We start from the raw sequence: 13,978 nt of genomic DNA on the forward strand, positions 1-13,978 counted from the left end.
GTCGGCTACTCGTCGGGCACCGGCCGACTCGCCCGTCACTCACCGTCGGTCGCCGACCCAGAATTTCGCGGAACCAACCTTGGCCTGAAGGCGCGCGGAGGCGGTCCGCTGGCCTAGGCTTCCTCGCATGGTAGATCGGGTTCTTGTCACACTCGACGGCGCGATCCGCGATGCGGACGCGCCATTATTGTTTGCCGACGACATCGGGGTGCTGCGCGGCGATGGCGTTTTCGAAACCGTGCTGGTGCGCGGCGGTACCGCGTGTGCGATCGAATTCCATCTGGGCAGACTGCGTCGCTCGGCGCAGGCGCTCGACCTACCGGAGCCCGAACTGAGCCGTTGGCGCGAGGCGGTGGAGACCGCGGTCAAGGAGTGGGGCGGCGAGCACGAGGGCTTGATGCGCCTGGTGCTCACCCGCGGCCGCGACGCCGAACTGGCGGGCACCCGGTCCAGCGTCACCTCCGGTGATCTCGCTGCCGCGGTGCCGGTGCCGACGTCCTATGTACTGGTGGTGCCCGTGCCGGAACGGGTGGCGCAGGCTCGGACCGAGGGCGTGAAGGTGGTGAGCCTGTCGCGCGGGATCTCGATCGATCTGGCGCAGGCCGCTCCGTGGCAGTTGCTCGGCGCCAAGACCCTGTCCTACGCCACCAATATGGCGGCGCTGCGCTTCGCGCATCGGATGGGCGCCGACGACGTGATCTTCACCAGTACCGAGAACCGGGTGCTGGAGGGTCCGCGATCGTCGGTGGTGATCGCACGGGGTAAGACGTTGATCACGCCGCCCGCCAAGAACGGCGTGCTGCCCGGCGTCACCCAGCGCGCGCTGTTCATCGAGGCGGAGAAGGCCGGCTGGGAGTGCCGCTACGAGCAGCTGTTCACCGCGGATTTGCTCACCTGCGACAGCATTTGGCTGCTATCGAGTATCACCCTCGCCGCGCGGGTGAACTCGCTCGACGGGCTGCGGATGATGGCGCCGGATAATGCGGATGAGATCATCGAGCTGGTGGAGCGGGGCATCGAGCGGGCAGGGGCCATCGGCGACTGGTGAGCCCGCGCGGGTGGATGAGCCCCGGTTCGGCACTGGGAGCGGGGCGTTCACTCGGCAAAGGCCTTCACTCGGCAAAAGGGATGCGCCATAGCTAATTTGTGGCGTGTCGTGTCCTAAAGCACGTTGCCTCGAATATCCTCCGGCGTACGCTGTACTACGACACGTCGTAGATCGGCTGGAGGGCATATGAGCGAACGAAGTGAGCCAATCATGCGCCAGCGCGCCACGTGCATGCTGGAGCCGAGCGCCGGTGAGGCGCAAGCATGAGCGTGCTCGACATCTCGCGCTGGCAGTTCGGCATTACGACCGTCTACCACTTCATTTTCGTCCCGCTCACCATCGGACTCGCGCCGGTCGTCGCCGGTATGCAGACGGCGTGGGTGATCACCGGGAAGGATCACTGGTACCGGCTGACCAAATTCTTCGGGAAGCTGTTCCTGATCAACTTCGCGCTCGGCGTGGCCACCGGCATCGTGCAGGAATTCCAGTTCGGAATGAACTGGAGCGAGTACTCCCGCTTCGTCGGCGATGTCTTCGGCGCACCGCTGGCCCTGGAAGCGCTCGTCGCGTTCTTCCTGGAGTCGACCTTCCTGGGATTGTGGATATTCGGCTGGACCAGATTGCCGAAACTGCTGCATCTGGCCACCATCTGGCTGGTCGCGATCGGCGTGAACGCCTCCGCCTACTTCATCGTCGCCGCCAACTCGTTCATGCAGCATCCGGTCGGCGCCAAATACAACCCGGAGCGCGGGCGGGCCGAGCTCACCAGCATCTGGGAAGTCCTCACCAACAACACCACCCTCGCTGCCTTCCCCCACGTCGTCGCGGGCGCGTTCCTCACCTCGGGCACCTTCGTCGCGGGTATCGCGGGCTGGTGGATGGTGCGCAACGCACGCAGCGGTGACGAGACCAGAATCGCCGAGGCCCGCACCATGTGGCGTTCCGGTGGCCGCGCGGGTATGTGGGTGATCGTGGTGGCGGGCGTCGCGCTGTTCTTCACCGGCGATGTGCAGGGCAAGCTGATGTTCGAACAGCAGCCGATGAAGATGGCCTCGGCGGAATCGTTGTGCCACACCGCGACCGACCCGGACTTCTCGATCCTCACCGTCGGCACGCACAACAACTGCGACAGCGTCACCCACGTGATCGAGGTGCCGTATGTGCTGCCCTACCTGGCCAAGGGCGAGTTCAGCGGGGTGACCCTGGACGGTGTGCAGGATCTGCAGCAGGCCTACGTGGCGAAGTACGGGCCCGGTGACTACCGGCCGAACCTGTTCGTCACCTACTGGTCCTTCCGCGCCATGATCGGCCTGTCCGCGGGCTCGATCGGGCTCTGGCTGATCGGCATGTGGCTGACCAGGGGCGGGCGGATCACCGATAAGCGCTGGTACTCCTGGCTGTGCCTGCTCGCCATTCCGACCCCGTTCCTGGCCAACAGCGCGGGCTGGGTCTTCACCGAAATGGGCCGCCAGCCCTGGGTCGTCGCGCCGAATCCGACGGGTGAGCCCAACCTGCGACTGCTGGTGCAGCAGGGCGTCTCCGACCATGCCGCGGGCACGGTGATCGCCTCGCTGGTGGTGTTCACCCTGCTGTACGGCGCGCTCGCGGTGGTGTGGTTCTACCTGATGCGCCGGTACGTGATCGCCGGTCCCGAACAGCCGCCCTCGCCCCCGGGCGACCGCGGTCCGGGCGATGGCACCCCGGGGCACCGCGCCGAAGAACCTGCCGTCGAACAGCTTTCGTTCGCCTATTAGGAGCCGACGATGAATCTGCAAGAGTTCTGGTTTCTGTTGATCGGCGTCCTGTTCACCGGCTACTTCGTACTGGAGGGTTTCGACTTCGGCGTCGGCATGCTGATGCCGATCCTCGGCAAAGGCAGCGATACCCGAAGGCGCGTGGTGCTCAACACCATCGGTCCGGTATGGGACGGCAACGAGGTCTGGCTGCTGACCGCGGGCGGCGCGATGTTCGCGGCCTTCCCGGAGTGGTACGCCAGCCTGTTCTCCGGCTTCTACCTCGCGCTGCTGCTGGTGCTGGTCGCGCTGATCGTGCGGGTCTGCGCCATCGAATACCGGAGCAAGATCGATGATCCGCGCTGGCGCTCCTGGTGCGATATCGCGATCGGAATCGGCTCCTGGATACCGGCATTCGCGTGGGGCTGGATCTTCGCCAATGTGGTGCGCGGAGTTCCGTTGGAGGCGGACAAGAACATCGGCGGTTCGGTGTGGGATCTGTTGAGCCCCTACGCCCTGCTCGGCGCGCTCACCACCGGACTGCTGTTCGCCCTGCACGGCGCGATCTTCATCAACCTGAAAACCGGCGGGGAGGTGCGCGCCGATTCGGTGCGGATCGCGAAGCTGCTGCTGGTGCCCACCGCGGTCGTCGTCGCGGTCTTCGGCATCTGGACCCAACTGGCCCTCGGCACCGGCTGGACCTGGATTCCGTTGGCGGCGGCGGTGATCGGCCTCGTCATCGCAAGCGCCGCGGTCTTCGCCGAACGGGACGGCTGGGCCTTCACCGGCACCACCGTCACCATCGCGGCGGCGACCGTGCTGCTATTCGGATCGCTATTCCCGAATGTGCTGCCCTCCACCATCAGCGACGCGTTCAACCTGACCATCGACAACGCCTCCTCCACCCCGTACACCCTGAAGGTGATGAGCTGGGCGGCGGTTATCGTCACCCCGGTGGTGCTGGCCTATCAGGGCTGGACCTACTGGGTCTTCCGCAAACGCATTACCGTCGAACATATCCCGGCCCCCATCGGCCTGCCGCTGGGACCGGTAAAGGACTGATTCGCCATGGCTCGTCCGCCCATCGACCCACGCCTGTGGCGGCACGCTCGCTCGGCGCGGCGCTATCTGGCGCTGAGTGTGGGGCTGTCCGTGGTGATCACGGTGAGCATCGTGGTCACCGCGATCGCGCTGGCGCGGGTGCTGGCCGGGGTCATCACCGACCCCGGACGCCGCTCACTCGGCGGGTGGATCGTGGAAATCGTCGTCCTGGTGGGTGCGGTCGCCCTGCGGGTGCTCGCCACCTGGGTCCAGGCGCGGCTGGCGCATCGGGCGGGCGCCACGGTGGTGGCGGAACTGGAGACCGCCGTCCTCACCGCGGGCGCCAGGCTCGCACCGCGCGAACTCGAAACCCGCCGAACCGAACTCGCGGTGATCGTCAGCACCGGGCTGACCGGATTGCGGGCCTACCTCACCGGATATCTGCCCGCGCTGTTGCTCGCCTGCCTGGTTCCGCCGATCGTGCTGGTGGTCATCGCGGTCCACGACCCGATCTCCGGGGCCATCGCCGTGGTGACGCTGCCGCTCATCCCGGTGTTCATGATCCTCATCGGCCTGCTCACCCAGGGGCGGGCCGCCGCGACGCTGGCCGCCACCACCCGGCTGTCGGATCAGCTGCTCGATCTGTTCGCGGGCATGCCGACGCTGCGGGCGTTGGGCCGGGAAGGCGGTTCCGGGCCCGCCGGATCCTCGCCCCCGCACGACGCCGCGCCCGGTTCGGGACATGCCGCCGCGCGCCCGGCCGACACGATGGAGCCTCGCGTTCACGAACTGGGCGACTCGCTGCGGGTGCGCACCATGCGCGCCCTGCGCATCGCATTCCTATCCTCCATGGTGCTGGAACTACTGGCGACACTGAGCGTCGCGCTGATCGCCGTCTCGATCGGTCTGCGGCTGGTATTCGGTGAAATGAGCCTCTACGCCGGGCTGGTCGCATTGATCCTCGCGCCCGAGGTCTACCTCCCGCTGCGCATGGTGGGGGAGCGGTTCCACGCGGCTCAGGACGGTATGGCGGCCGCCGACAAGGCATTCGCGGTGCTGGAACCCGAATCCGACGGGGGTGCGGGCCTGTTCGGCCCGGGGACCGAGGTTTCGAATGCCGAAGTCGGCGGTTCCGGGGCCGGGACGGTGGATCGAAGCCCTGCGCAGGCCGAGGGCCTCATCGAGATCCGTGATCTCGCCGTACCCTCTCGTGACGGATTCGCACCCGCCGGCCTGTCCGCGGTCTTTCGTCCCGGCCTGGTCACCGTGCTCGCCGGACCCAACGGCAGCGGTAAATCAACGGCGTTGCAGGCGATCCTGGGTCTTGTCACCCCGGATCGAGGCGGCGTCACCGTCGACGGTGTCGATGTGCGCGACCTGGACCCGGATGGCTGGTGGGCTCGGGTGGCCTGGCTGCCACAGCGACCGGTATCGATGCCAGGGACGCTGCGCGAGAACCTCGAACTGCTCGGTGCGCGCACCACCGATCCGTCGGGCAGGGGCGCGGCGCGGGTTGTCGACGACCTCGAGGCCGCCTGTGTCGCAACCGGATTCGACGCGGTGCTGGACGAACTGCCGCAGCGATGGGAAACCGTGGTCGGGGCAGGCGGAGTCGGACTATCCCTCGGTCAGCGCCAGCGCCTGGCGCTCACCCGGGTGCTCGCCGCCGACCGTGCCATCCTGCTGCTCGACGAACCCACCGCCCACCTGGATCACCACAGCGAGGCCACCGTCCTCGCCGCGCTCCAGCAGCGTGCCCGCGCCGGTGCCACCGTGATCGCTGTCGGCCACCGCCCGACGATCCTGGCCGCCGCCGACGTCGTCGTCCAGGTCCGCGCCGCCACCCCCGATCTCGCCGGGGCGGGCCCCCGATGACCGCCGCACGGGCAGTGCCGCGGGCAGGCGAATCGGGTCGCGCGCCGAATCGCGTGAGCCGGACCGGCGATGCGCCGCGCGACGTGCGATCCGATGTACGCACGGCGACCGGCGGTGCACCGGATCACACGGTGCTCGGCGATCTGCGGCGGATGTGGGGGTTGCTCGCGTTGTCGCCGTGGCGGATCACGATTGCGATCGGCTGGGGGGTGCTGGCGCTGGGGAGCGGACTCGGTCTCGCGGCGCTGGCGGCCTGGTTGATCGCACGGGCGTGGCAGATGCCGCCGGTGCTCGATCTCAGCGTCGCCGTGGTCGCGGTCCGTGCGCTCGGAATTTCGCGCGGATTGTGCCGGTACCTGGAAAGGCTTGCCACACACGATGTCGCGCTGCGGTCGATGACCATCGCGCGCACCACCGTGTATCGGACGCTGGCCCGTTCCGATGTGTGGATGCGACGTCGTTCACGTCTCGCCGACAGTCCGGGATCAGGCATCGGACGATCGGATGGGCGTGCGTCGACATCCGGTGGCGAGTCGTCGAGTGATCGCTGCCGCACCGATGCGACACAGCTGCGGCGCGGTGATCTCCTGGTCCGAATCGGCGGCGATATCGATGACCTCGGTGCCGTAGTGGTGCGGGTATTCGTGCCGATAGCGGTGGCGCTGGTGCTCTCGCTCGCCGCGATCGGACTGCTGGCGACGATCTCTGTTGCGGCGGCCGCGATTCTGGCGCTCGCCCTGGCGATCACCGGGATCGCCGCGCCGTGGCTGTCGGCGCGCGCCGCGCGGGATGCCGAACTCGCGGTGCGTGCCGACCGAGCCGAATTCACCGCGCAGGCGGTGACCGTACTCGACCACGCGACCGAACTGCGCGTCGCGGGCAGGCTGGACGCGACGCTCGCCGCCGCGCGGGCGGCCGGGCAGCGCGCGGTGGCGGCGGAGGATTCCGCCGCGTCGCGCAGCGCTTGGGCGGCAGCGGCGACCCCGCTGTCGATCGGAGTGAGCGTCCTCGGCGCCCTCCTGATCGGCATGGCGATCTACGGTCCCGACGGTGGCGCCCCCGGTGCGATGACGCCCATGGCCCTCACCATCCTGGTGCTGCTCCCGCTCTCGGCCTTCGAAGCGGTCGGCCCGCTGCCCGCCGCAGCCCAGGCCCTGACCACCGCGCGTGCCGCGCTGCACCGCCTGACACAGCTCGAACCGGACGGCAACCGGCGCGACAGCGCACACCCGCTGCCGGGTATCGAGGGGGCGGGCCAGCTGCCACCGCTGCCCCCGGGCCGCCGCATCGCGGTGGTCGGCCCCAGCGGCGCGGGCAAGACCACGCTGCTCATGCACTGGGCGGGGCTGTTCGGCACCCGCGAGCGTGATGTCACGTTCTTCGCCGAAGATGCCCACCTCTTCGGCACCACCGTTCTGGAGAATCTGCGTGTCGCGCGCGGCGACCTCACCGAACTCGAGGCCGAGAAAGCTCTTCGCGCGGTCGGACTCGACGACTGGCTGGATTCGCTGCCGCACGGGATCCGCACCGATCTGGTCGGTGGCGCCGCCGCGGTCTCCGGTGGCCAGCGCCGCCGCATCCTCTTGGCCCGCGCCCTCGTCGCCCCCGCCCGCGTGCTGCTCCTCGACGAACCCACCGAACATCTGGAAGCAGAGGCGGGAGCCCAACTCCTGCGCGACCTCCTCGATCCAGCGAGCGGACTGGTCGAACCGGAACGCACCGTCGTCGTGGTCACCCATCAACTGCCACTCGATCACGCGGCCGAGACGATCGTGCGCGTCGACGCATCCGGCACCGTCACCATCGATCCCGTCCGGCCCGCCGCGGCTCGCGACGCGGGCCATCGCTGAACCTGGGCCGGACGCCGCCCCCCGTGCCGGAATCGGTGGTGTGGAGTGGGTCGATCGATTCCGAATTCCGCTCGCCGAATAATCCGTTGCACCCCACCGGCCGCTTCGATAACTTCGTGCGTACACAAGGAAGGAGGTGGTTCGAAGAATGTATTTCCAACGGACACGTGAGGTGGCTGTCCGCTAGCGCCACCGCTGCAGGTGGATTCCGCCCGCGCAGGCGCCGAGCGAATCCAAAGCAGCCACCCGGCCCCCGAGCCCCCGGTCTTGTCCGACCGGGACCCGTGCGGTTCACCCCGCACCGGAACGGCTCGGGGGCCGTTCCATTTCCGGGTGGCCGTCCAGATCAGCCACTACGGTGGGCTCATGCCCGGTGAGCCGCTGCCCGATTGGGTGATTCCTCCGCATGAGGGCTTTACCGTCGAGGACTTCCTGCGGATGCGCGGTCTGCCCCGGCACACCGAATTGATCGACGGGAGTCTGATCTTCGGAAGTCCACCAGAGAAGTGGCACCGGCAAGTCCTCTCACTTCTCCGACGGGAACTCGACCTACAGGCGCCTCCACACCTGCGCGCGGAACGCGAGATGGCCGTACGGCTCGGGAAGCGTCAGATGCCCGAACCGGATGTTCTCATCGTGACCGCCGAGGCATTCGAACGTGAGCAGCCGTCCACCTACTACTTCGCCGAGGACCTCGTCTTGGCGGTAGAGGTGGTTTCGCCCGACTCCGAAGAGCGCGATCGCGAAACGAAGCCGCTCAAATACGCAAAAGCGGGAATCCCGCATTACTGGCGGATCGAGCGGGCCGATTCCGATGCCGTTGTGTACGTCTATGAGCTCGACCCGGCCACGGACCGATACCTGCCGACGGGCATCTTCCATGAGCGGCTGAAGACCGGGGTCCCCTTTCCGATCGACATCGATCTCACGGCGATCGGAAAGCGCGGCTGAGGTAAGCGTTCGAACTTCCTACGAGTGGACGTTCCGGTCACCGGAAGTGCCTAGCGTCGGGAAAGACGAAAGCGCCCTCGACCGTGGTGGTGGAGGGCGCTTCGAAGGGAAATCAGCCGATGTAGCGCTGGAGGCGGGCGGAGAGGCGAGGTTCGAGGGGGCCGTCGGCTACTACGCGCTCTTCGACGTAGGCCAGGTCACCGCCTTCGACGATGCCGTACAACCGCTTGGCGCCGCCTACGACGATGCCGGATTGGGAGCGGATGACCACGTCGGTGGCGAGTTCCCAGGAGGACTGGGTGAGTGCGGTGCCGTAGAAGAGTTCGACGATGCCGGTGCTGTGGGTGAGCAGCAGTTCGATGACCTCGTCGTCGCCGTCGATGCCGACCCGCCAGAAGCCGCTCTCACGGAGGTCGGGGCCGCCGTAGGAGCCGTCGGTCTCGATGATCCAGGAGCGTGAGTCCCAGGCGAGATAGTCGCCGCCGTCGTGCGAGACGATGATCTGCTGGCCGAAGCGGTAGTCGCCGCGTTCGGGGTCGTAGCCTTCGCCCTCGCCGCGCCACACGCCGACCATCGGCAGCAGCGCGAGCATGGAGGAGCTCAGATCCGGCCCGAGCCGCAGGTTCGCGGTGTCCTCGGGCAACGGCAGATCCGGGAGGACCGGAATATTGCGGGCACCGGTCGATTTCGCCCGTTCGGCCGCCTCGGCCACCGCCTCGTCGCCGCTGCGGCGCGCAGGTTGCCCGTTGCCGTTCATCTGTTCACTCGCTCGCTCGGCCGGGTTCGAACCTTCGCTCGCGAGTTCACTCATGATTCGGTGAACAACCGATAGAAGACGTACAGGCCGAACCAGCCGATGAGGATGGCCACGGCCACCAGCAGAATCTCGAAGAAGAGGACCACATTCGGAGTCTAACGACTCCCGCCCGATCCACCACAACGGCCCCGGTGCTTCCCCGCACAGTGGGGGAGGCACCGGGGCCGTCGGCGGTTGCTGTACTTACTTGGCGACCGCGACATCCACGCTGTGGATGCCTGCGCCCTCGGGGCGAACCTCGGCCGAGCCGTTGCCCGACGAGGAAAGCGCCCGCACGGTCCACGCGCCCGGAGCCGCGAAGAACCGGAAGTCGCCGGTGCCGGAGGCGACGACCTCGGCGGTGAAGTCACCGTTGCCGTCGAGCAGGCGCACGAAGGCGCCGCCGACGGGCTGTCCGTCGGTGCTCAGGACGCGGCCGGTGATGACCGTCTCCTTCTCGACATCGACACCGGCCGGAATGGCCTGACCCTGGGTAGGTGCTGCGCACATGTGATTAGGCTCCCAACTCGATAGGTGCACCGACGAGGGAGCCGTATTCGGTCCAGCTCCCGTCGTAGTTCTTGACATTCTGGTGGCCGAGCAGCTCCTGCAGCACGAACCAGGTGTGCGAGGAACGCTCGCCGATGCGGCAGTAGGCGATGGTGTCCTTCTCGCCGTCCAGGCCCGCTTCCTTGTAGATCTCGGTCAGCTCGGCGTCGGACTTGAAGGTGCCGTCCTCGTTCGCGGCCTTGCTCCACGGCACGTTGATAGCGCCGGGGATGTGGCCGGGACGCTGGCTCTGCTCCTGCGGCAGGTGCGCGGGCGCCAGGATCTTGCCGGAGAACTCGTCAGGGGAGCGCACGTCGACCAGGTTCTTGGCGCCGATGGACGCGATGACCTCGTCGCGGAACGCACGGATGGTCAGGTCGGGGGCGGCGGCCTTGTACTGGGTGGCCGGGCGGTTCACGGCGTCACGCGAGAGCGGGCGGCCGTCGAGCTCCCACTTCTTGCGGCCACCGTCGAGCAGCTTGACGTTGTTGTGGCCGTACAGCTTGAAGTACCAGTAGGCGTACGCGGCGAACCAGTTGTTGTTGCCGCCGTACAGGACTACCTCGTCGTCGTTGGCGATGCCGCGAGTCGAGAGCAGTTCGGAGAACTGCTCCTGGTTCACGAAGTCGCGACGAACCTGATCCTGCAGGTCCTTCTTCCAGTCGAGCCGGACGGCACCCTCGATATGTCCACCGTCGTAGGCAGAGGTGTCCTCGTCGACCTCGACGAAGACCACGCCGGGGGCGTTGAGGTTCTCTTCGGCCCAGTCAACGGAGACCAGGACATCGGAGCGAGCCATGTTGTTCCTTTCGGGATGTGACTTGCAGGGTCAGTTCGATGCCGGGGCACCGGCGGTGTGAGTGTCAGGTCCGGAGGCGGTAGCTACTCCAGCCCGGCGGAGGCGGGCTACCAGCGGATAGATCTGGCAACCCAGGCAGATCCCGAACGCCGCGTTCAGGAATGCGGCGAACAGGGCGAAGCCGGCGAACACCCCGCCGACCACGGTGGAGCCGGCCAGGAAACCCAGCAGGCTGACGGCACTGAAGACCAGGCCGAGTAATTGGGCGAACCGCAGCGGGGCTACCGGTTCGGTTTCGATGGTCGGACCGACGCGCGGCGCGACGAACGCGGCGAAGATCCGGCCGTAGGGGTGCCGGCGCGGGCCGTTGGCGGCTCCGATCGCGAAGACCACGGCCTGGATCGCGATGAGTACGGCGGCGAGGATCGGCGAGACGGCGGCCGCGAGCAGTACCAGGACGAGTACGCCGGTGGTGACCCAGGCGGCGAAGCGCGGACCGCGCACGTCGACGCGGTCCGGAATGAGCTGATCTACGGCAGTGTTACGGGTATCGAAAGGCATTGGAGGTACTCCTGCGCTGAAAGACTCTGTTGGCGGGAAATTTGCCAGTTCGCCGGGGATCGGAGTGATCACTCGCGCGGCGATAGGTCGGCGTCAGGAAATCTGAAACGGCCGACCGGTCAGCGGCACAGGCAGCAACAACCACCGAGCCGACACAGATCGACTGTGCGACGTCGGGTGAGCATCAGCTCGTGGTTGGATTGCACGAAGGGCAGTTTACCCGGTTCGGCCGGAGAATTGGACCCGGGGTTCGTCACAGTTGCCCGACCGCGAGGTCAGGCCAGGTTTTGAGCCGTCAAGGGGGCCAATGCGGTCCGTAGATCCCCCGCCTTGGGCACCCCCGAGATGCGGAATCGCTCGCGGCCCTCGGCATCGAAGACGAACGTCGTGGGCAGCGACAGCACGTTCAGCTCCCGCGCCAAGGCGGGCTCGGCGTCGATATCGACCTCGATATCGAGCGGCGGCAGCTCCGATTCGGCCAGCTCTTCGGTAACTCCGGCAACCACTCGGCGAACGGCCGAGCACGGGCCGCACCAGTCGGCGGAGAAGTGCAGTACGGCCGGACCGGCTCCGGTGACCCCGACCGTGGCCAGCAGTCCGGCGCGCGCCGACGCCTCGGGCGACGCCGCGGTCGCGCGCACCTTCCCGTGGCGGCGGCGCAGCGTCACCCCGACCGCCGCGGCGGCCAGGAGCATCACCGTCAGGATTGTGATTTCGATCATGGTCTCCGCAACCTGTCGAGATCGATGGTCACGTTCTCACCCTTACCCTCGACCTGGATCTGCCCGCCCCGCGCGAACACCTTGGTCGGCGTGATTCCGAATGGCAATTCCTTGGTATCGATGGTGCGCGAGAACCGGGCCAGCACGGCGGGGCGATCGGCCTCGGGAACCTCCACGGTCGTGGTCAGGTCCGGGCTGGTGCCGCGATAGAAACCGGTCGCGGTGATGGTGACCTGATCGCCTTCCAGCTTCAGATCGGCCTGCACACTCACCTTGTCCCCGGTCAGCGGCGTGCCGTTGGCGCCGAGTCGCGTACCCGTGCTGGGCCGGGTTCCGGCGACCGGCAGGGTGCCGGTGAGGACCAGCCCGTCGGCTGTGGTCATCCCGGATCCGCCCGATCCGCCCGTCCCGTCGGATTTGTCCGCGGGACGCGAATGCACTTGCAGATCCGGGATATTGAATAACCGACCGAGTTCGATCGGTTCCAGCACCATGCGCGCCTCGAGGCGCTCCACCGGCACCCGGCGCACATTGCCATCGGTCAGATCGCCGAACGACAGATGCACTCCGGTCAGGGCCGCGTCGACGTAGATCTGGCCGGGAATATCCGGCCGCACCACCTGCGCACGCAGACCGACGCTCTGATAGCGACCGTCCAGCGCCTGACCGAGGAACGGGAATCCGTTGATGGTCACCTCGGGATCAGCGCTGAGATCGGCGCCGACGCGCAGCGCGCGCGACACGCGGTACTCGGAGTAGGCGGCGGCGCCGAAATCGGTGACCACGGCCAAGCCCGCGACTACCAGCACCCCGATGATCAGCTTGCGCATGACAGAAACAGTACTTGGCGGTGCATTTAGCGCATGGACGGTCTCGTTCTCGGCACTTCCGTCACCCGGATGGCGAGGTCATCGGGCTTCACGCGCTAATCTTGCACCGAATTACCTGCGATCAGCGACGTGGCTTGCAGCGAAGATGCTGGGCTTTGCGTAGCTACGAGATAGGAGGAGTGCTTGTGGAGCTGCTCCTGCTGACCTCCGACCCCAACCCGGAGTCGGTGCTGCCCTCACTCGCGTTGCTGGCGCACAATGTGCGTCCGGCGCCGACCGAGGTCGCCTCCCTGCTCGAGGCCGGAACCGCGGATGTCGCACTTGTCGACGCGCGCACCGACCTGGCGGCGGCGCGCGGTCTATGCCGGCTACTCGGCAGCACCGGATCGTCGGTGCCGGTGGTGGCGGTGCTCACCGAGGGCGGTCTGGTTGCCGTGAACGCCGACTGGGGGCTGGACGACATCCTGCTGCCCGGCACCGGCCCGGCCGAACTGGATGCCCGCCTGCGACTGCTCGTCGGCCGCAACGGCGGTGTGGCCAGCCCGGAGAACACCGGCAAGATCACCCTGGGGGAGCTGGTCATCGACGAGGGCACCTACACCGCGCGGCTGCGCGGTCGCCCGCTCGATCTGACCTACAAGGAATTCGAGTTGCTCAAATACCTCGCGCAGCACGCGGGCCGGGTCTTCACCCGCGCCCAGCTGCTACAGGAGGTCTGGGGCTACGACTTCTTCGGCGGCACACGGACGGTCGACGTCCATGTTCGGCGTCTGCGCGCCAAGCTCGGCAGCGAGTACGAATCGCTGATCGGCACCGTGCGCAATGTCGGGTACAAGGCGGTCCGTCCGTCGCGCACCGCGAACAAGGGTGAGCCGGTCAGCTTCCCGGAGGACGAAGCCGAGGGTGATTCGTCGCTGACACCGGTCAACGGGTCCGTGCAGTAGTTTTGGCCGCGCGGGCGCGGCGTGTTCGCGGGCTGTGTTGTTGGCCGCGCGGGCGCGGCGTGTTCGCGGCCCTTGATGTCTCGCTGCCGAGCGGCCGAGACTGGCGACTTCGTCGCGTGCGCTTCGGCCGCTCGGCAGCGAGTACGAATCGCTGATCGGCACCGTGCGCAATGTCGGGTACAAGGCGGCGACGCCATCCCGAAACACGTGTGGACTCCCGCCTACGACGCCGACGAGCAAGTCCGTGACGGCGCGTGGGTCGCCGAGGTCACCGACATG

Annotated in this window: 13 protein-coding genes and 1 pseudogene; 8 read left to right on the forward strand and 6 right to left on the reverse strand. The window is 67.5% G+C overall.

Features of this window, described 5'->3' with window-relative positions:
* Window positions 1-127 precede the first annotated feature (127 nt).
* The 6 genes from AB0H61_RS35990 to AB0H61_RS36015 all read left to right on the forward strand — a co-directional run bounded on the left by AB0H61_RS35990 (window position 128) and on the right by AB0H61_RS36015 (window position 8,498).
* Window positions 128-1,048, forward strand: a complete 921-nt coding sequence (locus AB0H61_RS35990; RefSeq protein WP_357312572.1) for an aminodeoxychorismate lyase — start codon at window positions 128-130, stop codon at window positions 1,046-1,048.
* A gap of 263 nt (window positions 1,049-1,311) precedes the next feature.
* Window positions 1,312-2,802 (forward strand): cytochrome ubiquinol oxidase subunit I, encoded by a 1,491-nt coding sequence (locus tag AB0H61_RS35995; protein ID WP_357312574.1) that lies wholly within the window; start codon window positions 1,312-1,314, stop codon window positions 2,800-2,802.
* A 9-nt stretch (window positions 2,803-2,811) separates the two neighbouring features.
* Window positions 2,812-3,843, forward strand: coding sequence for a cytochrome d ubiquinol oxidase subunit II (gene cydB, locus AB0H61_RS36000; protein ID WP_357312576.1), 1,032 nt, complete (start codon window positions 2,812-2,814; stop codon window positions 3,841-3,843).
* Window positions 3,844-3,849: 6 nt separating this feature from the next.
* On the forward strand, window positions 3,850-5,697 hold the full coding sequence (locus tag AB0H61_RS36005) for an ATP-binding cassette domain-containing protein (RefSeq protein WP_357312579.1): 1,848 nt from the start codon (window positions 3,850-3,852) through the stop codon (window positions 5,695-5,697).
* Between the two features lie 152 nt (window positions 5,698-5,849).
* Window positions 5,850-7,547 (forward strand): ATP-binding cassette domain-containing protein, encoded by a 1,698-nt coding sequence (locus AB0H61_RS36010; RefSeq protein WP_357312608.1) that lies wholly within the window; start codon window positions 5,850-5,852, stop codon window positions 7,545-7,547.
* A 333-nt stretch (window positions 7,548-7,880) separates the two neighbouring features.
* Window positions 7,881-8,498 (forward strand): Uma2 family endonuclease, encoded by a 618-nt coding sequence (locus tag AB0H61_RS36015; RefSeq protein WP_357312581.1) that lies wholly within the window; start codon window positions 7,881-7,883, stop codon window positions 8,496-8,498.
* A 112-nt stretch (window positions 8,499-8,610) separates the two neighbouring features.
* Here the strand turns inward: AB0H61_RS36015 and AB0H61_RS36020 are convergent, their stop codons facing one another.
* The 6 genes from AB0H61_RS36020 to AB0H61_RS36045 form a co-directional block, all read right to left on the reverse strand.
* Window positions 8,611-9,309, reverse strand: coding sequence for an FABP family protein (locus AB0H61_RS36020; RefSeq protein WP_357312584.1), 699 nt, complete (start codon window positions 9,307-9,309; stop codon window positions 8,611-8,613).
* Between the two features lie 189 nt (window positions 9,310-9,498).
* On the reverse strand, window positions 9,499-9,804 hold the full coding sequence (locus AB0H61_RS36025; RefSeq protein ID WP_054816526.1) for a DUF1416 domain-containing protein: 306 nt from the start codon (window positions 9,802-9,804) through the stop codon (window positions 9,499-9,501).
* A gap of 4 nt (window positions 9,805-9,808) precedes the next feature.
* Window positions 9,809-10,642, reverse strand: a complete 834-nt coding sequence (locus AB0H61_RS36030; protein ID WP_357312587.1) for a sulfurtransferase — start codon at window positions 10,640-10,642, stop codon at window positions 9,809-9,811.
* A 30-nt stretch (window positions 10,643-10,672) separates the two neighbouring features.
* A complete protein-coding gene (locus AB0H61_RS36035; protein WP_357312589.1) occupies window positions 10,673-11,203 on the reverse strand; it encodes a DUF4395 domain-containing protein in 531 nt (176 codons plus the stop codon).
* Window positions 11,204-11,478: 275 nt separating this feature from the next.
* Window positions 11,479-11,925, reverse strand: coding sequence for a thioredoxin family protein (locus tag AB0H61_RS36040; protein WP_357312591.1), 447 nt, complete (start codon window positions 11,923-11,925; stop codon window positions 11,479-11,481).
* Window positions 11,922-12,755, reverse strand: a complete 834-nt coding sequence (locus tag AB0H61_RS36045) for an LmeA family phospholipid-binding protein (protein ID WP_357312593.1) — start codon at window positions 12,753-12,755, stop codon at window positions 11,922-11,924. The genes AB0H61_RS36040 and AB0H61_RS36045 overlap by 4 nt, the downstream gene beginning before the upstream one ends.
* Window positions 12,756-12,940: 185 nt before the next feature.
* Between AB0H61_RS36045 and AB0H61_RS36050 the strand changes: the two genes are divergently transcribed.
* Window positions 12,941-13,699 (forward strand): response regulator transcription factor, encoded by a 759-nt coding sequence (locus AB0H61_RS36050; protein ID WP_357312596.1) that lies wholly within the window; start codon window positions 12,941-12,943, stop codon window positions 13,697-13,699.
* Between the two features lie 130 nt (window positions 13,700-13,829).
* A pseudogene (locus tag AB0H61_RS36055) lies at window positions 13,830-13,978 on the forward strand (DNA-binding response regulator); the annotation flags it as partial.

Source organism: Nocardia sp. NPDC050710 (assembly GCF_040654375.1).
Taxonomy (GTDB): domain Bacteria; phylum Actinomycetota; class Actinomycetes; order Mycobacteriales; family Mycobacteriaceae; genus Nocardia.